The organism is Sarcina sp. DSM 11001, assembly GCF_900101015.1.
Taxonomy (GTDB): Bacteria; Bacillota; Clostridia; order Lachnospirales; family Lachnospiraceae; genus CAG-791.
Window position 1 is genome coordinate 29,193 of sequence record NZ_FNFZ01000023.1, and the last position, 18,257, is coordinate 47,449.

Annotated in this window: 12 protein-coding genes, 2 pseudogenes and 1 riboswitch; of the genes and pseudogenes, 11 read left to right on the forward strand and 3 right to left on the reverse strand. The window is 50.2% G+C overall.

Features of this window, described 5'->3' with window-relative positions; all coding sequences use genetic code 11:
• The first annotated feature begins 131 nt into the window (after positions 1 to 131).
• Positions 132 to 240, forward strand: a riboswitch (TPP riboswitch).
• A 63-nt stretch (positions 241 to 303) separates the two neighbouring features.
• Both thiM and thiE read left to right on the forward strand, forming a co-directional pair.
• The gene (thiM, locus tag BLT02_RS12305) at positions 304 to 1,125 is read left to right on the forward strand and encodes a hydroxyethylthiazole kinase (protein WP_092995902.1); all 822 of its coding nucleotides are present in this window, start codon (positions 304 to 306) and stop codon (positions 1,123 to 1,125) included.
• A 16-nt stretch (positions 1,126 to 1,141) separates the two neighbouring features.
• A complete protein-coding gene (gene thiE, locus BLT02_RS12310; RefSeq protein ID WP_092995905.1) occupies positions 1,142 to 1,798 on the forward strand; it encodes a thiamine phosphate synthase in 657 nt (218 codons plus the stop codon).
• A 373-nt stretch (positions 1,799 to 2,171) separates the two neighbouring features.
• Here the strand turns inward: thiE and BLT02_RS12320 are convergent, their stop codons facing one another.
• Positions 2,172 to 3,215 carry an aldose epimerase family protein gene (locus tag BLT02_RS12320; RefSeq protein WP_175453821.1) on the reverse strand — a complete coding sequence of 348 codons (1,044 nt, stop codon included), beginning with the start codon at positions 3,213 to 3,215 and terminating at the stop codon, positions 2,172 to 2,174.
• A gap of 256 nt (positions 3,216 to 3,471) precedes the next feature.
• Positions 3,472 to 3,912, reverse strand: a complete 441-nt coding sequence (locus BLT02_RS12325; RefSeq protein ID WP_092995911.1) for a hypothetical protein — start codon at positions 3,910 to 3,912, stop codon at positions 3,472 to 3,474.
• Positions 3,913 to 4,355: 443 nt separating this feature from the next.
• Here BLT02_RS12325 and BLT02_RS18245 point away from each other — a divergent pair.
• From BLT02_RS18245 to pdxA, 7 genes and pseudogenes are all read left to right on the forward strand, one after another.
• Positions 4,356 to 4,823, forward strand: a pseudogene (locus BLT02_RS18245) (tetratricopeptide repeat protein); the annotation flags it as partial.
• A 747-nt stretch (positions 4,824 to 5,570) separates the two neighbouring features.
• A pseudogene (locus tag BLT02_RS18250) lies at positions 5,571 to 5,651 on the forward strand (SEC-C metal-binding domain-containing protein); the annotation flags it as partial.
• 256 nt (positions 5,652 to 5,907) lie between these two features.
• Entirely contained in the window at positions 5,908 to 9,213 is a 3,306-nt protein-coding gene (locus BLT02_RS12335) for a CotH kinase family protein (RefSeq protein ID WP_175453823.1), read from the forward strand.
• Between the two features lie 428 nt (positions 9,214 to 9,641).
• The gene (gene clpX / locus BLT02_RS12340) at positions 9,642 to 10,892 is read left to right on the forward strand and encodes an ATP-dependent Clp protease ATP-binding subunit ClpX (protein ID WP_092995918.1); all 1,251 of its coding nucleotides are present in this window, start codon (positions 9,642 to 9,644) and stop codon (positions 10,890 to 10,892) included.
• 409 nt (positions 10,893 to 11,301) lie between these two features.
• Positions 11,302 to 12,024 (forward strand): HAD family hydrolase, encoded by a 723-nt coding sequence (locus BLT02_RS12345; protein ID WP_092995921.1) that lies wholly within the window; start codon positions 11,302 to 11,304, stop codon positions 12,022 to 12,024.
• 91 nt (positions 12,025 to 12,115) lie between these two features.
• The gene (locus BLT02_RS12350; protein WP_092995924.1) at positions 12,116 to 12,583 is read left to right on the forward strand and encodes a GtrA family protein; all 468 of its coding nucleotides are present in this window, start codon (positions 12,116 to 12,118) and stop codon (positions 12,581 to 12,583) included.
• A gap of 138 nt (positions 12,584 to 12,721) precedes the next feature.
• Positions 12,722 to 13,735, forward strand: a complete 1,014-nt coding sequence (gene pdxA / locus BLT02_RS12355; RefSeq protein WP_092995927.1) for a 4-hydroxythreonine-4-phosphate dehydrogenase PdxA — start codon at positions 12,722 to 12,724, stop codon at positions 13,733 to 13,735.
• 239 nt (positions 13,736 to 13,974) lie between these two features.
• Here the strand turns inward: pdxA and BLT02_RS12360 are convergent, their stop codons facing one another.
• Positions 13,975 to 15,168 (reverse strand): CapA family protein, encoded by a 1,194-nt coding sequence (locus BLT02_RS12360; RefSeq protein WP_175453824.1) that lies wholly within the window; start codon positions 15,166 to 15,168, stop codon positions 13,975 to 13,977.
• A 547-nt stretch (positions 15,169 to 15,715) separates the two neighbouring features.
• On the opposite strand from BLT02_RS12360, the gene BLT02_RS12365 reads away from it, so the two are divergent.
• Positions 15,716 to 16,252 carry a histidine phosphatase family protein gene (locus BLT02_RS12365; RefSeq protein ID WP_092996019.1) on the forward strand — a complete coding sequence of 179 codons (537 nt, stop codon included), beginning with the start codon at positions 15,716 to 15,718 and terminating at the stop codon, positions 16,250 to 16,252.
• A 139-nt stretch (positions 16,253 to 16,391) separates the two neighbouring features.
• Positions 16,392 to 18,167, forward strand: a complete 1,776-nt coding sequence (gene glgB / locus BLT02_RS12370) for a 1,4-alpha-glucan branching protein GlgB (protein ID WP_092995933.1) — start codon at positions 16,392 to 16,394, stop codon at positions 18,165 to 18,167.
• Positions 18,168 to 18,257 lie beyond the last annotated feature (90 nt).

Consider the following 18,257-nt stretch of genomic DNA (forward strand, 5'->3'; position numbering starts at 1 on the left):
GGAATCACCGCGCGCAAGCGTTACATGTCCACGCCCTTCGAGGGGGCGTGGACAGTAACGGGAGATGATCACGGCGGGGACAATCCACACCGGAAAGGATTGAACAATACTCTGAGCTGTGGTATTGTATAGACAATTTAAAGGGGAGCTTGCGCAGGCAGGCTGAGAACGGGAGGTATGTCCCGGACCCATAACCTGATTTGGATAATGCCAACGTAGGGAAATATGCTGCTGCTTTTCATATGCAGGATTTCAGGCAGATATGACCTATTGGCATATCTGCTTTTTTGTCGGGAGGTAGAAATGCTGGGTAATTGTATTGAGAATGTAAGAAAGAGTATACCGCTGGTCCACAATATCACTAACTATGTGACTGTCAATGATGTGGCGAATGTGCTGCTTGCGTGCGGAGCAAGTCCGATCATGTCGGATGAGCCGGATGATGTGGAAGACATCACGACTATTTGCGGAGGCCTCAACATTAACATCGGCACTTTGAACAAGAGCAGCATAGAGGGCATGTACCGCGCGGGCCGCAGGGCTGCTGCGCTGGGACATGTTGTTCTGCTCGATCCTGTAGGCGCGGGAGCGTCGGCTCTTCGCACCAATACTGCTGTAGGACTCATGGACGAGATCAGATTCACTGTGATCCGCGGAAACATCTCCGAGATCAAGACACTTGCTCTGGGCAGCGGCACCACCAAGGGTGTTGACGCAGACGTTGCGGATGCTGTAACCGAGGAATCCCTTGACGGTGCTGTGAAATTTGCCAGGGAACTTGCAGCGAAGACAGGCGCCATAATCGCCATAACAGGAGCGATCGATCTTGTGGCCGACGCTGACAGATGCTATGTCATCCGGAACGGAAGACCTGAAATGGGCAGGATCACAGGCACCGGATGCCAGCTGTCGGGAATGATGACAGCCTTCCTTGTTGCCAATCCGGACTCACCTCTTGACGCTGCCGCGGCAGCTGTCTGCACAATGGGCCTTGCCGGAGAGATCGGTTGGAGCAGGATGCAGGAAGGCGACGGCAACTCGACTTACAGGAACCGCATAATCGACGCGATCTATAACATGGACGGCGCAGCACTGGATGCCGGCGCGAAGTACGAGATCCGATAAAGGAGAAAGGCAGCAGATGAAAAGAGATATGAGAGATAAACTTGCGGAATCCCTGCTCCTTTACGCAGTTACAGACCGGCACTGGCTGGGGGACCGCACGCTGTATGACGTGGTGCGCGAAAGCCTGGATGGGGGCGTGACCTTCCTGCAGCTGCGGGAAAAGGACCTTGATGATGAAACATTCTTCCAGGAGGCGGTCCGCCTCCGGGACATGGCCAGGGAATACGGTGTTCCCTTCGTGATCAATGACAATGTGGACATCGCGGTCAGGATGGATGCTGACGGGGTGCATGTCGGGCAAAGTGACATGGAAGCCGGTGATGTGCGCGCCCTCATCGGACCGGACAAGATACTGGGAGTATCCGCCCAGACGGTGGAGCAGGCCGTCCTCGCGGAGAAACGCGGCGCGGACTATCTGGGCGTGGGCGCTGTATTTCCGACCGGATCAAAGGATGATGCGGATGACGTGTCCTTCGAAACACTCAGAGCCATCTGTGAAGCAGTGTCGATTCCGGTCGTTGCCATCGGCGGCATCACTGCGGATAACACACCTGAACTTGCCGGGAGCGGTATCTGCGGCATTGCTGTAATAAGCGCCATCTATGGTCAGAAGGACATCTGTAAAGCAGCCGCTTCACTAAAGAAAATCACAGCGGAAATGGTCAGAGCATGATGAGCTTCATACAGAATATCAAAGGCGTAATATTTGATATCGACGGAGTGCTCCTGGACTCCCTGGAAATATGAACGGATCTGGGGGAGAGATATCTTGTCAGCATCGGCAAAGCATCGGAGGAAGGGCTTGCGGACACACTTTTCTCCATGAGCATGGAGCGGGGAGCGGTACCGGGCAGACAGCAGCCGCCAGTGACAAAGGAAATGGGAAAAGCCGACTCGAAGCATTGGAGCAGAGAGTCGGCTTTCCTTCTCATGTTTACGGACGCAGCAGACCGCAGGCGGTCTGCGTCAAATGTCTGCAAATGCTCATGCGAGCATGGCATTTGCAGACGCTTGACTCGCTGTTTATTCATCCTATAGTTTTAATCTCAGGTAAATTGATAGACGGTTTTCTGGTAATAGGTTTCGTCCTTTTTCAGGACAGTGGAAGGAAAGTCGGGATAATTCGGTGAACAGGGATAATGCTGTGTTTCCAGACAGAAGCCGCCGTACCTGGGATAGCGGATGCCTCCTTTTCCGAAAGGCGCTTTATCTTCGTCAGCATAGTTTCCGGTGTAGAGCTGCACGGCCGGCTGAGTCGTATAGCAGGAGAGTTCTATGCCGGAACTAGGTGATTTTGCTTTGGCAAAAAGCGTCAATCCGCCAGAACCGGAGCGGTTAAGAATCAGGTTGTGGTCAAACCCTTTACAGAACTTTAACTGATCGTAATCTGTTTCAATATCCCGTCCGATCGGCTTTGCCGCACGGAAATCCATCGGCGTTCCGCTGACGGAAAGAATCTTTCCTGTAGGCAGGGTCTCACGATCTGTTTCGGTGAAGTGATCGGCGTCAATGAACAGCTCATGGTCAAGGATCGTTGAACCGTCGTTTCCGTTCAGATTGAAGTAAGAGTGATTTGTAAGATTAACGACAGTATCTTCATCGGTCGTCGCTTTATATTCGATTTCCAATGCATTTTTTTCAGTGAGCGTATACCGGACCTCAATGGAGAGATTTCCGGGATATCCCTCTTCAAAGGCAGGGCTGAGCTTCCTGAAAACAACAGAGTTACCGTCGATCTGTCCGTCAAAGACCTGGTAACAATATATACCATGCAGGTGATTGCTGCCGTCGTTCTTAGATAAATGACAGGTCCTGCCGTTCAATTCAAATTCAGCATTCTTGATACGGTTGGCATACCTTCCGACAAAAGCGCCGAAAAAGGAGGAACCAGTCTCATAGCCCTCCAGTGTATCGTAACCTAAAACAACGTCCCGGATCGTTCCGTTTTGATCGGGAACGAGTATATTCTGAACTACGCAGGCATAGCTGATGATCTTAACGCACATACCGTTACTGTTTGTTAGAATATACTGCGTAACGGGTTCACCTTTTTTTGTGGTCCCGAAGGGCTGAGAAAAGATTTCTATCATAATCGAACCTCTCTAAAATGATTTATTATTGCTGCGCATTCATCAGTCAAACGCAGCAAACTGCTGCATTTCAACTGAGAATCAGTTGCTTACTTGATCGCAGTATAACAAATCCAAATTCATATTTTTAGAGAGAAGACTGACATATTCTTCTCTCCGGATGTCGTTTTCACGCAAGTTTTTTATAATCTCAAACCACCAGCGGAGCTGGCAGCCCCGACCTGGCGAACAGGAGCTGCCCTTTCAGTTGACTTTGCTACATCTCCTTGCTTTCCTGTCTCTTTCCCCAGATTATGAAAACTGCGAGCAGCAGGATTATGACTGCACAGACGAAGGGGATATGGAGCAGGATGCTGCGCGTGTCTTTTTCCGGCTCTTCCTGCACCTGTGCCAGGGCGTCTTCTTCCGGCTCTTCCTGCGCCTGCGCCAGGGCGTCTTTTTCCGGCTCTTCCTGCGCCTGCGTCAGGGCGTCTTCTTCCGGCTCTCCCTGCGCCTGCGCCAGGGCAGTTTCATCAGGCTCTTCCTGCGCCTGCGCCAGGGCGTCGGATTTTTCTTCAAATACTGTTTTATAAACAGCTTTTTCCTGCACCTGGTCTGCAGTCTGTGAAACCGTCTGTCCGGCAAAAGCCCTGGCAGGGGTCACAGAAAAAACCAGGCACAAAGCCAGCAGGATAAATAACCATTTTCCGGATTTCATAAAAATCTCCTCCACATCTGATATTTGATACTAAAATTGATACTAAAATATTAAAAGAATCTGTAAAAAAATCCCATGGGTATATTGCACATGTGAGTCCTGACTTGAATGCACGTTACTGATAGTCACTCATTGACCAGAAACGATTGCACTTCTGAATTCCCATTCATATGTGCCATGATTTTAGCAATACAAGTGATTATACTATAGTCGGGCGAGTTCAACCAGATATTAGTGCCGGGAAAGGGGCCTGAAAAGGGAACCTGGAAAGGGAAATCTGAAAGGAGAAAATCTGGAAAACCCGGAAAATCCGGAAAAACAAAATGCGTTCGTAGAAGATTTAGATTCCGTGTGATACACTCATTTCCAGAGAAACGACCATTGACTATTTTTTACACCGGAATCATTGGTGGATGAAAATAATAATCGAGAGGGGAAAACATATGTCGACATCAAAGAAACAATTGATCGTAAAACCGGAGTTCAATGATTTTCTGCAGGCAGTGGATGAGTATACGGAACAGATTCCCGCTGTGATCCGCCAGACCTTTCGCCAGGCACTCCACAATGAATATGAGGGAAATTTCGAAAAGATGGAGGAACACTGCAGAGACATGATGATAAGTCATCCGGATAATGTGGAAGTTCTCGCTCTTTTGGCGAGAGCCCAGCTGGCGCAGCGGAAGTATAAAGAGGCAGAAGAGACTCTGCGGGAAGTTCTGGAAAAAGACCCGGCGCTGAATTTTGAGCGTATAGAGCACGGTATTACTTTCCATGCGCTCGGCAAGTATCATGAAGCGCTCGGGGAACTGCTGAAAGCGGATCCGAATGAGGACTACCATCCCTTCTACTATTCCACTCTCGGCAACTGCTATGAGAATACCGGCAACCGGAGAAAAGCCAGAAATGCTTACCGGATAGAGATCACACGGTGGGAGGAGACCGGGGAGATGGCATCCCCGGAGAATCTGGACGGCTGCTTCTGCAACCTGATCTATCTGGACGCCGCCCTCTCCCTCCCGGAGCTGTCAGCTGATCTTGACCTCTACAGAAAATTTCTGAGAGAAACAGAGATGACACAGACAATGAAGGGTCACCTCGCGAACAACATCGCTTACTGGAGTGCGCTTCTGACTTTGCCGGCCTTCCGTGATCCCTTTGTAAAGTTCGTAAGGGATGTGGAGCAGGAGGGGTATCTGCTGGACAGTCCGGGATACAGCATTATTGCCAGTGCCTACCGCGCGGCGGAGTCTTACCGATACCACGAGGACCGGAATATAGATGCTTTCATGGAGTCATTTCTGTCAGCGGAAGCCGGGGATCAGAATGGAAACGGGAGCGGCAGCGAATCCGGACGGGCAGTACAGCTGGCGCACGAGTGGTATATGTCCCGGTGCGTCGATGAATACGCGCAGATGCTTCTGTATGCCGCAGAACAGTACCCCTATTCCTACGCCCGTTCAGTGACCTTCCTTGAACAGCTGCAGATCCTCGGCCCTGAGAAAATGAGAGAGAACATCCTCGACCGCTTCGAAGAGGAAAAACTCATAAAAGCCGGAAGAGATGAGATCACCGTAGAACTGGATCTGGCCTATAAGAAGGTGCGCGCTGCCAAAAAACAGCCTGTCTATGTTGCGGAAGGCGGGATAACCTACAAAAGAAGCGGTAAAAAGATCATGCCCAACGATCCGTGCCCGTGCGGCTCGGGAAAAAAATACAAGAAGTGCCATGGCAGGTGATCGGCAGCTTTTTGTTCTTCATCGCGCAAGACTCGCGGGCGAGTCTTGAATCTGGTGTATAAGGATCAGATTCTTCAGGCAGTTTTTGCTGTTTTGCAGTTTTATCCGCTGTTATCTGATAGTCCCGGAGGGTGTGTAAATGAAACAAATAACAGGTAGAATGAAACAAATAACATTTAGTTTTGTACTTGTTGCCGTATTATCGCTTTCAAATATAACACAGATGACTTTTGCCGCATCATCTGAAAATCAGGTGATGTACGATTTTCAAGACCCGGGTGCGGAGGCAGCTGCAGGAGAAACAGCCGATGAAGAGCTGGCCGATGAAGAGTTTTTTGCGGGGGAAGCGGTTGACGAAGAGCTGACTGATGAAGATGCTTTTGCAGGAGAAGCGGTTGACGAAGAGCTGACCGATGAAGAAGCTTTTGCAGGGGAAGCGGTTGACGAAGATCTGGCCGATGAAGAAGCTTTTGCAGGGGAAGCGGTTGACGAAGAGCTGACCGATGAAGAAGCAGCTGCAGGAGAAATGCCTGATGAGGAAGTGACCGGTGAAGGAACGACAGGCGGGGAAGCTGCTTATATAGACGTGACTGGAGAGGAAGCTGCTGTTGCTGAAGCGGCAGACAGTGACAGCGGTGCAGAGGATGAAGATGACAGACAGCTGCCGGATAATGGTATTCCTGTAGTTGTTATTGAAATTGACGAGTCAGACGGTCACACGATAGACGATATGAATTCCAGCAGTGATCACAGTGTGGATTGCTATGGAACGATGCAGATTATTGTTCCTGGCGGATTCATGTACTGCGATATGGCAAAAGCTCCTTCAAGCCTTCGGCCTGTTCAGCTCGAATATATCCGAGGCCGCGGCAACTCAACATGGACCTTTGAAAAGAAGCCGTATAAGATCAAGTTGAGCAAAAAAGTAAATATATTAGAACTGGGCAAAAACAAGCATTGGGTGCTGCTTGCAAATACCCTTGATCCGACTGGTTTCAAGAACCGGTTTACCGGAGTCCTGGGAGATGCGCTGGGATTCGAGTTTACCCCCAATGGTTTACCGGTCGACGTCGTTATGGTGGCCAAAAGGGACGGAGAAGAATACGCCCGGATCAATCTGGGCAATTACCTGCTTGCCGAACAGGTCAGAGTCGACGACAACCGATTAGAGATCAGGGAGCTTTCTGCTGATGACACTGCTCCGGAGGACATTACCGGCGGCTATCTGATCCATTTCGGGTCTCAGGTCGCGGAAGATGACCCTGATAAGTTTTATACGGATCGTGGGATTAATCTGGCAAACGACATTCCGACTTTCAATCCTGATGATTCTGACTACACGAACGAGGCGCAGAAAGAATATATACGCGATTACATTCAGAAAATGGAAAACGCGCTTTTCGGAGAAGGCGTTGATGACGGGGATCCCTTTGCTGATCAAGACGGGATCAGATACAACGAGTATATGGATATGGAGTCGGCAGCCCTTTTCTGGCTGATCCAGGAAGTATCCAATAACACGGATAAGTATACAACCGGAAGCAATTATTTTTATAAGACGGAAGATAAGTTCGACGATTCCGGCAATTTATCAGAAACCGGCAGGATCTTCTGGGGACCGCTCTGGGATATGGATCAGGGCTGGAGCATTCCTGGAATGCCGGATATGAATATTGAGGGATTTCATTTAATAAATGAATGGCTGACTGCCATGGTATACGATGACAATGAGGAGGGATTTCGTGAAACGGCAAAAAGACTGTGGCCGGCTGTCCGCGATGAGATCCTTACGTTATTGGAGGAAAGAGGCCTGGTCGATAAGTATTTTGCGGAAACAGAACTCTCCTGTGTGAGAGATTATGAGATCTGGGGAGATAGGATCCCCGGCTATCGTGAGGGAGGAGACTTCTCAGAAAACAAAGAAAACTTTAAATCGTGGACCAGGGCAAGGATAGAATGGATGGATGCCCATATCCTCGGAGAGGGAGGTGACGAGTATCCGAACATTGACAATGCAGCCTGCAGGGTCACCTACATTGCAGATGAACGGATCATCCGCCGTGAGTACTATCAAAAAGGCGGGTTTTGCAAATTGTACTCGCCCGATGGCGACAACGAGGACGTCTTTATACCGCAAAAAGAGGGATATGTCTTCCTTGGCTGGGAGGGAGAAGATGGATGCATCCTGACTTCAGGGGAGGACATCGAAACGGACAGGACTTTCTATGCTGCCTTTGTCAAAGAAGGTGAAACGATAAAGGCCGAAAAAATCCTGTTTCGTTCAGAGGCAGAAGGGTGCTCCCTTGATCGGGAATTTTTCACAAGTCATTATACGATCCTGCCTTATGACGCCCAGGATAAAGAGGTGGTCTGGACATCCTCCGACCCGGACATAGCTGCAGTGGATGAGAATGGAAAAGTGGAACTGCTGGGAACAGGTACAGTTATGATCACTGCGACACTCAGCTCAGGAGCAGCCGGTTCTTATCAGCTGACAATTTTTGATGAACCTCAGCCGGAACCGGAAAGCCTGGAGCCCGATTCGGACCAGATCCTACTTAAACCCGGCGAATACGGACATGTTGATTACCGCATACTTCCGGGATATCCATCGGCGTACGAGGTTTCCTTCCGCCCGGAAGACAGCAGTATAGCGACAGTCGACGGTAACGGAGTTGTCACTGCCCTCCAGCCTGGAAGCACAAGGATCATCATAGAAGCAAAATACTATGATACAGATGATAATGAGCGCAGCATCGAAGGATCCTATATTGTTACAGTGACAGACACGAACACAAACACTGAAGAAGCCACGATCACTTACATACTGGCCGGCGGCTCTTATGACGGCAGCACAGCGGATATTGTGGAGACCCATAACATCGGAGACATAATTTCGATCCGCGAAGCTCCTTCGAGGGAAGGGTATACCTTCAGCTACTGGATGGGGTCAGAGTATTATCCGGGCGACTCCTACAAAGTCAGCGGCGACCACACATTCACGGCAGTCTGGACGAAAAATGAAGAAGGCGGCGATGGGGACGGCACCCCTGCCGACGAGGGTGGTACCCCCGCTGACGAGGGCGACACCCCTGCCGAGGAGAACGACACCCCTGGTGACGAAGGAGGCGACAAAAGCGACGAGCCTGAAGACAAACCTGTGAGCGGCGACGACGGGGATGACACCCCCGCTGACGAGGGCGATACCCCTGCTGACGAAGGAGGCGGCAAAAGCGGCGAGCCTGAAGACAAACCTGTGAGCGGCGACGACGGGGATGACATGCACACCCCTGCTGACGGGGACGACACCCCTGCCGACGAGGACGACAGTAAGAATACCTCCGACAAAAACCATGACTCGTCCCAGACAAGCCAGGTTTCATCCACAAAAACCATTGTCAAAAGCAAAACCATTGTCAAAAGTAATAAGTCTTCCAAATCACCATCGACCGGCGATGAAAGCGAAGCTGTGGAATGGCTTGCGTTGATGCTGATTGCAGGCGCAGGAGCATTGTTCATCGCACTATCGGGACGAAAGCATAGAAGCAAGAGCGGTGATTAATGGGGAAACAAGGGAAACAAGGGACGGTCCTTTTGTATCTGTCCCCCTGTTTTACCTTGTTGATTTTTTGAATTGTTGGGAGAGGAGTGATCTAACATTACCCCGGAGGTAGAAATACCTGCCGGGGTAATTTCTCACACATCAGAGGAGGAGACAAGGGACGGTCATCATATAACTTAATTAAAGAAAACATGGGGACGGATACAAAAGGACCGTCCCCATGTTTTTATTTTTACCCATGTTTTTATACCAGAGGTAGATAGCATTTCCGCCGGGCGGGTGTTATGTTTCTTATGTAGGAAATGAAATTTTCAGAAATTATCGAAATCTGCCGGTCAGAGGCCGGAATGTCCGGAAATTATCGAGATCGGCCATTTAGAGGCGATCGGGCAGGCCTGCCGACAGATGTAGATAGAAAGGAGGCGGAAATGGGAGATAAGGACCAGAAATGTCTGTTTTGCGGAAAACCAAAGTCGGCGACAAATAAAAGATTCATTGGAGGCGGCGGCGCTATCATCTGCGAGGACTGCATCAAGGCATCCAATGATATTCTGATCCGCCTCAGGAAGTCGGATGAGGAGAAAAAGCGGGGCAGCTTTCTTAAAGAAGAAGATAAGAAAAAGCCGCGTGAGATCGTAGAATTCCTGAATCAATATGTGGTCGGGCAGGACAGAGCCAAAAGATCCATCGCAGTGGCTGTTTACAACCACTACAAAAGGATCCTGGGCAAGGGTGATCCAAATGTTGATATTGAGAAGAGCAATATCCTGATGATTGGCCCCACCGGTTCCGGCAAGACCTACATCGCGCGGTCGCTGGCAAAGATTCTGGGTGTTCCTTTCGCAATTGCTGACGCCACGACACTGACAGAAGCCGGTTATGTCGGTGAAGATGTCGAAAATGTGCTTCTGAAGCTGATCAATGCGGCAGACAATGACATCAAGCGGGCTGAAAAAGGTATTGTCTACATTGATGAGATTGACAAAATTGCCAGAAAAGGAGAAAACACATCCATCACAAGGGATGTATCCGGCGAAGGTGTGCAGCATGCCCTGCTAAAGATCCTTGAGGGTACTGTGGCTTCGGTCCCTCCTCAGGGAGGACGTAAGCACCCGCAGCAGGAAATGCTGAAGATTGATACGAGCAACATTCTCTTCATCTGCGGCGGTGCGTTTGCAGGTATTGAAAAGGTCCTCGCAAAGGAAACGAAAAAAAATGCAATCGGATTCGGTGCCGCATTTGAGGAGAAAAGGGAGATGACCCTTTCGGAGCAGCTCAGAGGTCTCACACCTCAGGACCTCATGAAATTCGGTCTGACACCGGAATTTGTCGGCAGACTTCCCGTCTTCGTTGCCCTCGATGAGCTGGACGAAGAAGCAATGGTAAGGATCCTGACTGAACCCAGGAACTCACTGGTGAAACAGTACCAGAAGCTCCTGGAGATCGACGGTGTCGAACTCGAATTTGAACCGGAGGCACTCAGGGAGATCGCGCAGACCGCTATGCGTAAGAATACGGGCGCGAGAGGCCTGAGAGCGATCATGGAAAACGTGATGGAGGACATCATGTTCGACATGCCGGATGAAGAAAACGTCAAAAAATGTATCGTAACAAAAGCGGCTGTTCTCGGGGAGGAAAAGCCTGTGCTCGTGCGAGGTAAACAGGACATATCTGCCTGAGACAGGCGGCAGATCAGACAGGCGGGGAAGGGAGACATCGCTTTCCTGCCGTACTAAAAAAACACTAAAGAAACTGAAGGCGGCCGCTGGCAGCTGTTCCCTCCCGGGAGCTGCACGGGCCGCCTTTTTACTGTTTTAAAATTGTCACTTCGTACGATTTCGGATATATTATGGGTATGGACTGCACACGGGTAGCCGTCGCTGGCAGTTTTTATGATTTCCTTTGGGATTATCGACATGGACTGTGCCCGGGCAGCCATCGCCCGGACTAAGGAATATACCCTGGTCCAATGATATATATGGATAACAGGGCCGGTTCAAAAAACGATTAATAAAAGTAATTAATCAAATAAATCAAGAGAGCAGACTTATGGAATAAACTTATGAAACAAAAGGAAGAAGACAGTTTATGAAAAAGCAGTACGCAGCCGGGGCCGACAGCGGGTCCTCGTGTGAGAAAATGATCGTGACAGGTCCTGAACAGGAAGCCCTGCGGCAGGATCTGGGACCGAAAGTCGATACCGTGATATTTGATATCGGAGGTGTTCTGGTAGAGCTGGGACGGTTTCGCTTTCTGGAGAAAAAAGGATTTACCGGGGAGCTGGCACAGCGGGTTATGCAGGCTACAATGCGTTCAGAGGACTGGGTACAGCTGGATCTGAATATCCTTTCAGAAGATCAGATCCTCCGCAGCTTTATCAGGAATGACCCGGAAATCGAAAAAGAGATCCGGCATATGTTTGAGAATGTCCGTGGAATTGTCGAACCCAGGGAAGAGAGTCTTCCGTGGCTTCGCCATGTGAAATCTCTCGGCAGGAAAGTTCTGTACCTCTCCAACTATTCCCCCAAAATCATGCGTGAATGTACAGATGCGCTTTATTTCCTGCCGGAGATGGACGGGGGTCTCTTTTCCTGCGATGTCCATCTCGCAAAACCCGATCCCGCATTTTACCGGATGCTGATCGACACTTATCATCTTGATCCTGCCCGCTGTGTATTTATTGATGACCTTGAGTCAAATCTCGTGCCGGCCAGGAAGATCGGCATGAAAACAATTCGATTTGAAGCATTGAAACAGGCGCAGGAAGAACTGGACCGCTTGTTGTCGTTTTTTCCTCCGGTTCAGAGTTGACCGGTTTCCCGGATAGTACAGATATGCCGGCATATCCAGGCTGTTGATGTTCAGCTCTTTTGTGAAGTCTTAATTAAAGGAAAGGAATAAGATGGAAGAAAACAGACAAAGGCCATCCGGTTCCAAACCCTTCCGGGATTCGAGGCTTGTTTCGCGGAGGCCGGTGCGGTTTTTCCTAACTGCTGCCGCGAGCGCTGTTGTGGACTGGACACTGTTTCTTTTACTGATCAGGATATTTGGCAGTTCCGCCTGGGCAGCGTACAGATTGGCGGTGGCAGAAGACGCAGCCGCCGCGTCGGCTCTTTCCAGGGTGGGCTCAGGGATATTGAATTTTACACTCAACCGGAAATGGAGCTTTCAGAGCACAGGACGCGTCGGGATTGAAGCCGTCCGCTATCTTGTTCTGTTCAGCGCAAATCTTCTCTGTAATGCCAGTGCTGTTGCGTGGCTGACGCTGGCAGGTGTCCCCGCGGCACTCGGAAAATTTATGGTGGATGTCATTCTTTTCTTTATCAATTACCAGGTGCAGAAGCGATGGGTTTTCAGGAGAAGAGAATAAATTCAGGAGAACTGAATTAAATTAAGAGAAGCGAATAATCAGGAGAAGCAGATAATTATCCAAAAGCGATAAATCATCACGATGCCTTCTACAGGAGGCCGTTGATTTACGAACTGATTCGATAATGGAGGAGCAAAAATGGCGGAGAAAAAACCTGTGATTGCAGTACCGACCGGTGATCCCGCCGGCGTAGGACCCGAGATCGTGGCAAAGGCGTGTGCCCGGGAAAAAGTCAGTGATGCAGCAGATGTGATCGCCATAGGCGACCGTCAGGTCATGGAAAAAGCGATCCGCATTGTGGGCGCGGACCTCAGGATCAATGTCGTTGAAAAACCTGCGGACGGCGATTATCGCCCCGGCATCCTGAACCTGATCGACCTCGACAACATCGACCAGTCTCAGTTCTCCTACGGCGTTGTACAGGCTATGTGCGGGAAGGCGGCTTTTGACTACATCAAGAAGAGTATCGAGCTTGCCATGAACGGCGAGGCGGATGCCGTCGCCACAACCCCGATCAACAAGGAAGCTCTCCACGCTGCGGAAGTCCCCTTCATCGGCCACACCGAGATCTTCGGTGCCTTGACCAATACACCTGATCCGCTGACCATGTTCGAGACGAACGGTCTGCGTGTCTTTTTCCTGACCCGACACAAATCTCTGCGGGCTATGCTTGATGACATCACAAAAGACAACATCAAAACCTGCGTCAGGGAGAGCCTTGCAGCCCTCAGGCGCCTGGGCGTCACAGAGGGGACCATGGCTGTTGCCGGCCTCAACCCTCATTGCGGAGAGCACGGCCTCTTCGGCTGGGAGGAGGTCAACGAGATCACACCTGCTGTAGAAGAACTCAAGGCGGAAGGCTTTCCCGTGACAGGTCCCATAGGCGCGGACTCTGTCTTCCATCAGGCAGCCCTGGGCCGCTATAACAGCGTCCTGTCTCTGTATCATGACCAGGGCCACATCGCGACCAAGACCCTCGACTTTGACCGCACCATCTCTATTACCAACGGCATGCCCATCCTCCGCACCTCTGTGGACCATGGCACAGCCTTCGATATCGCCGGCAAGGGTACTGTCAGCGAGATCAGCATGGCGGAGGCTGTCCTGCTCGCTGCCAAATACGCGCCCTTCTTTAAAAGCGCTCAGTTGTGATCGGAATCCCTGGGCAGGTCTCCGGATCTTCACCCGTACCCAGCCAGGGGCCGCTTCTTCGTCCCTGTATTCTGATAAATCAAGGACTTTCTTCTTAAAATCTAAAAAAAAGAGACGAAGAACCGTCCCTTATCTCTTTTCAGGAGCTGTGTTTGAGACACAGCTCCTTTTTTAGAAGAATGTGTTTGTTTAGAAGAGTGTATTTTTTTAGATTAGTATATTTGTTTAGATCAGTATATTTATTTCCGCTCATGAACCACGCCGTTTTCATCGATGGTTACGTTTATCGAGATATTCTCCAGATCTTGCAGGATCCGGGACTTCCATTCCGGTGTGTCGGCGAGTCCGGTGTAGACGCCGGTCTGGGTGCCCGGATATAGTTTGAGTTCAATCCTGGCATTTTCCAGGGATGTGTCGTCCGGGCTGGCTTTTCTGCCCTTTATGCGGAGCTGGGCTACAAGCGTATCGATGTCATAATCATCGAACCAGAAGTTTCCCAGGCTGTACAGAATGGGCTTTCCCTTATAGTATTCGATTCCCTGCAGGATATGGGGGTGGGCACCGATCACGGCATCCGCCCCGGCATCAATGTAGGCGTGGGCTCCGTCGATCTGTGCATCCTCGAGTTCTGTGCTGTGTTCCACACCCCAGTGGGGGAGGGCAATGACGAAGTCGGCATTTGCGGCCGCAGTGCGTATGGATTCCAGGAAGCGGGTATTGTCATAGCACCAGAGGATCCCGGGCTTCGTATCGGTCGCTTCCGGCGTATAGATCGTGTACTCCGCGCGCGACGCGGCGACATAGGCGATTTTGAATCCCCTGGCCTGCAGGTAAACGGGCGCTTCTGCCTGCTCCATTGTCCGGCCGGCACCGACATAGGGGATCCCCGCACCCTCTAGCGTGGACAGGGTATCCAGGAAAGACTCCTCTCCGAAATCGAAGGTATGGTTATTGGCCAGTCCGACAATATCCACTCCCAGATCCTTCAGATACGACACGTGGGCGGGATCTCCGCAGAAGGTCCAGGCCTTCCCAGGCAGAGGCGCCCCGCGGAGGCTGTAGACAAATTCATTATTGATCCACATCAGGTCCATGCCCTTCATGATCTTGATATAGCGGGGATCGATCCCGTCAGAGATATCCTCTGACCCGATCGCTTTCAAATGCTGCATGGGGATATAATTATCCCCGAAGCAGATATCCCCGGCAAAGCCCAGGGAAATATCATATCTGCGCGCTTTCTCCTCCGCTTTATTTTCTCCGGCTTCTTCTGCGGTATTTGTTTTCTCCAGAGCCATGGAAACCAGCTTCTGCACGCCGGAGGCAACTTCAGAGACCGCCTGAGCTGCCATCTTTCCGGCAGCGTCCGAAGGAGGCTCCGATTTCATCAGACTGCCGGCATACACCTCCTGCGGCAGCGTACCGGTCATCATCAGGCATGCAAGAATAAGACCGGTTATCAGCTGTTTCTTGTTTTTTATACCGTGTGTTATACCTTCCCTTATACTTTTTATACCGATTTTTCTTAAACCGGTTTTTTTTATACCGAGTTTCATATAGTTTCCTGATCTCATAACCTTTTCTATGTAAAAAGCAAATAAATAAAAAATAAATGAAGACGTCTTCCGCCTGTATCTATACCATCTGCACTATCTGATGTACGGTATAATCTTTAACGTACAGACGCTCGTACAGACGCCCGTACAGACGCCCGTCCAGACCGCCCGTCCAGACACTTGTGCAGACACTCGTGCAGACGTTCGTGCAGACGCTCGTACTGATGTCAGTATGGATGCCAGTCTGATTAACGCTCTCTGGTACTGGTTAAAAAAGCCGCCTTATGATATCATAACGAAAATCGAAAGTACAGATATCTGTTTGCAGATATCCGGCCAGGGACAGAAATTTCGCAGAAATTTCTTCATCAGAGATTTTCATGAGAAGTTTTTTTACGAGAGGCAGTACCCGCGCGGAGGTAATATGGGACACGTATTTTTTATCAGACACGGTGAATCCAGTTGGAACGTGGAGGACAGGATTTGCGGCGCGACAGATGTTCCCCTTACGGAAAAAGGACATGAGCAGGCGGTTTTGGCAGGAGAGAAGTTTCTGAAGCTCGGGTATTCAGCGGATGAAATCTTGTGTTCACCGCTGATGCGGGCTGCGGATACAGCGAGACATATCTCGGATATTACCGGGATTCCTGTCCGGCCGGATCTCCGTCTCATTGAGCAGAATTTCGGAATCTGGGAGGGAACGAGTCCCCGCAACAGCCCGGGGTTTTTCGCCGCAAAGCAGTGCTTTATCAACTCTTTTGGCACCGGTGAGTCTATGTTCCGTGTGGCCCAGCGAGTCTATAACCTTTTGGATGAGCTGAAGGAAGATAAGAAGACCTATATTCTGGTCGCGCACAACGGCATCGTGCGCTTCGTGAAATCATACTTCTCAGACATGACAAATGAGGAATTCGCCGCGGGCAAGATCGGGAACGGCGAGATCATCAGATTCGATTTTTGACGAGGAGAGGCGGTTTAGAATAGAATAACGAGGCAGTTTCAGGATCAATTAACGAGGCAGTTTCAGGATGAATTAACGAGACGGTTTCAGGATCAATTAACGAGGCAGTTTCAGGATGTATTAACGAGGTGGTTTCAGGATGGATTTTCAAAAATTTTATGCCGGCAATTCCTTTGATGCCCATTCTTACCTTGGAGCGCATGCTATAGACGAGGGTTATGTCTTCAGGGTATATGCTCCTGCTGCGCTCAGGGTTTCTCTGATCGGCGAATTTTCCGACTGGAAAGAGATCCCGATGCAGAAAATCTATGACGGGCAGTTTTATGAAGTGCTGGTTCCTTCAGCAAAGGAGAAGCAGTTATACAAGTACAGAATCTTCAAGAAGGACGGGAGCTTTATAGATCATGCGGATCCGTATGCTTTCTGGAGTGAAAAACGTCCCGGTACGGCGTCTGCTCTCTATGATCTTCGATACCAGTTCTCTGACGATTTCTGGATGAACACCCGGAACGATCAGAAGCGGTCCGCGCTCAATATTTATGAGATACATGCCGGATCCTGGGTCAGAAAGATCAAATGGGACGGAGAAACGGATCCTGCTGCCGGATGGCTCACCTATGCAGAGCTGGCAGACAGGCTGATCCCCTATCTGAAAGAAAATCATTTTAATGCCGTAGAGCTGATGCCTCTGGCAGAGTATCCGGCAGATGAGTCATGGGGCTATCAGGAGACAGGATTTTACAGTGCGACCTCCCGCTACGGAGAGCCGCACGGTCTTCAGTATCTGGTGGATCAGTGCCATCAGAATGGCATTTCCGTGATCCTGGATGTTGTCACTGTTCACTTTGCGGTAAATGACTATGCCCTGTGGAATTTTGACGGAACAGCATTATATGAGTATCCGCACCCCGCAGTCGGGTACAGCGAATGGGGCAGCTGCAACTTCATGCACTCCCGCGGGGATGTGCGCTCCTTCCTGCAGTCTGCCTGCGCATTCTGGCTTGACCAGTATCATTTCGATGGACTTCGATTCGATGCCGTCGGGAACCTGATTTACTGGCAGGGAAACAGCGGAAGAGGGGTCAATCATGACGCCGTGAACTTTATGCAGCGCATGAATGAAGGCCTGAAGAGTCTTTATCCTGATGCAATGCTGATCGCGGAGGACTCCACTTCTTTTCCCGGGACAACAAAACCTGCATCGCAGAATGGCCTGGGCTTCGACTACAAATGGGACCTTGGCTGGATGAACGATACGCTGAAATACATGAGTGAGCAGCCTGCTGACCGCGGAAGGGATATCGGAAAGCTTCTGTTTTCGATGGAGTATTTCTTTAACGAAACTTATCTCCTGCCCCTCTCCCATGATGAGGTCGTTCATGGCAAAGGAACGATCGTCAATAAGATGGCGGGGGATTTTGACACGCGGCTTCAACAGGCCAGGCTGCTTTACCTGTATATGTTCACGCATCCCGGAAAGAAACTGAATTTCATGGGCAATGAGCTCGCCCGGACCCGGGAATGGGATGAGAAAACAGACCTGGACTGGGAGGCCTTAAACAGCCCGGTTCATTCCGGATTCCAGGCTTATTTTCGCCGCCTGAACGATGTCTATCTGAAAAATCCTGCCTTGTGGCAGGATGATTATGAAAAATCATCATTCCGCTGGAACCGCAAAGCAGAAGGCGGGGATGCCCTGCTGGCATTCACCCGCACTGCCGGCGGCCAGAGACTTCTTGTGATCCTGAATTTCTCAGATCAGGAAGTCTGCTTCACGGACGAAACAGCAGACAAGGCTTCCCTGCTGCTCGATACATATGAATTCGATCCATCTGAAAAAAAGAGTATGGCATTTTCAGGCAGGGAGATCCGCCTGATGCCATACGAGGGAATGCTGCTCGAACTGAATGATTAAAATTGTATCATTGAATGAATTATTTGAATCGGATCAATAGAATCAGGGTAATTTATTCTTTATAAAAATAACCGTCCCGGTACCCTTTAC

Bases quoted from the DNA above. Each gene is read 5' to 3' on its own strand.
- thiM (WP_092995902.1), top strand. From the start codon at position 304: ATGCTGGGTAATTGTATTGAGAATGTAAGAAAGAGTATACCGCTGGTC.
- thiE (WP_092995905.1), top strand. From the start codon at position 1,142: ATGAAAAGAGATATGAGAGATAAACTTGCGGAATCCCTGCTCCTTTAC.
- BLT02_RS12320 (WP_175453821.1), bottom strand. From the start codon at position 3,215: ATGATAGAAATCTTTTCTCAGCCCTTCGGGACCACAAAAAAAGGTGAA.
- BLT02_RS12325 (WP_092995911.1), bottom strand. From the start codon at position 3,912: ATGAAATCCGGAAAATGGTTATTTATCCTGCTGGCTTTGTGCCTGGTT.
- BLT02_RS12335 (WP_175453823.1), top strand. From the start codon at position 5,908: ATGTACGATTTTCAAGACCCGGGTGCGGAGGCAGCTGCAGGAGAAACA.
- clpX (WP_092995918.1), top strand. From the start codon at position 9,642: ATGGGAGATAAGGACCAGAAATGTCTGTTTTGCGGAAAACCAAAGTCG.
- BLT02_RS12345 (WP_092995921.1), top strand. From the start codon at position 11,302: ATGAAAAAGCAGTACGCAGCCGGGGCCGACAGCGGGTCCTCGTGTGAG.
- BLT02_RS12350 (WP_092995924.1), top strand. From the start codon at position 12,116: ATGGAAGAAAACAGACAAAGGCCATCCGGTTCCAAACCCTTCCGGGAT.
- pdxA (WP_092995927.1), top strand. From the start codon at position 12,722: ATGGCGGAGAAAAAACCTGTGATTGCAGTACCGACCGGTGATCCCGCC.
- BLT02_RS12360 (WP_175453824.1), bottom strand. From the start codon at position 15,168: ATGATGACCGGTACGCTGCCGCAGGAGGTGTATGCCGGCAGTCTGATG.
- BLT02_RS12365 (WP_092996019.1), top strand. From the start codon at position 15,716: ATGGGACACGTATTTTTTATCAGACACGGTGAATCCAGTTGGAACGTG.
- glgB (WP_092995933.1), top strand. From the start codon at position 16,392: ATGGATTTTCAAAAATTTTATGCCGGCAATTCCTTTGATGCCCATTCT.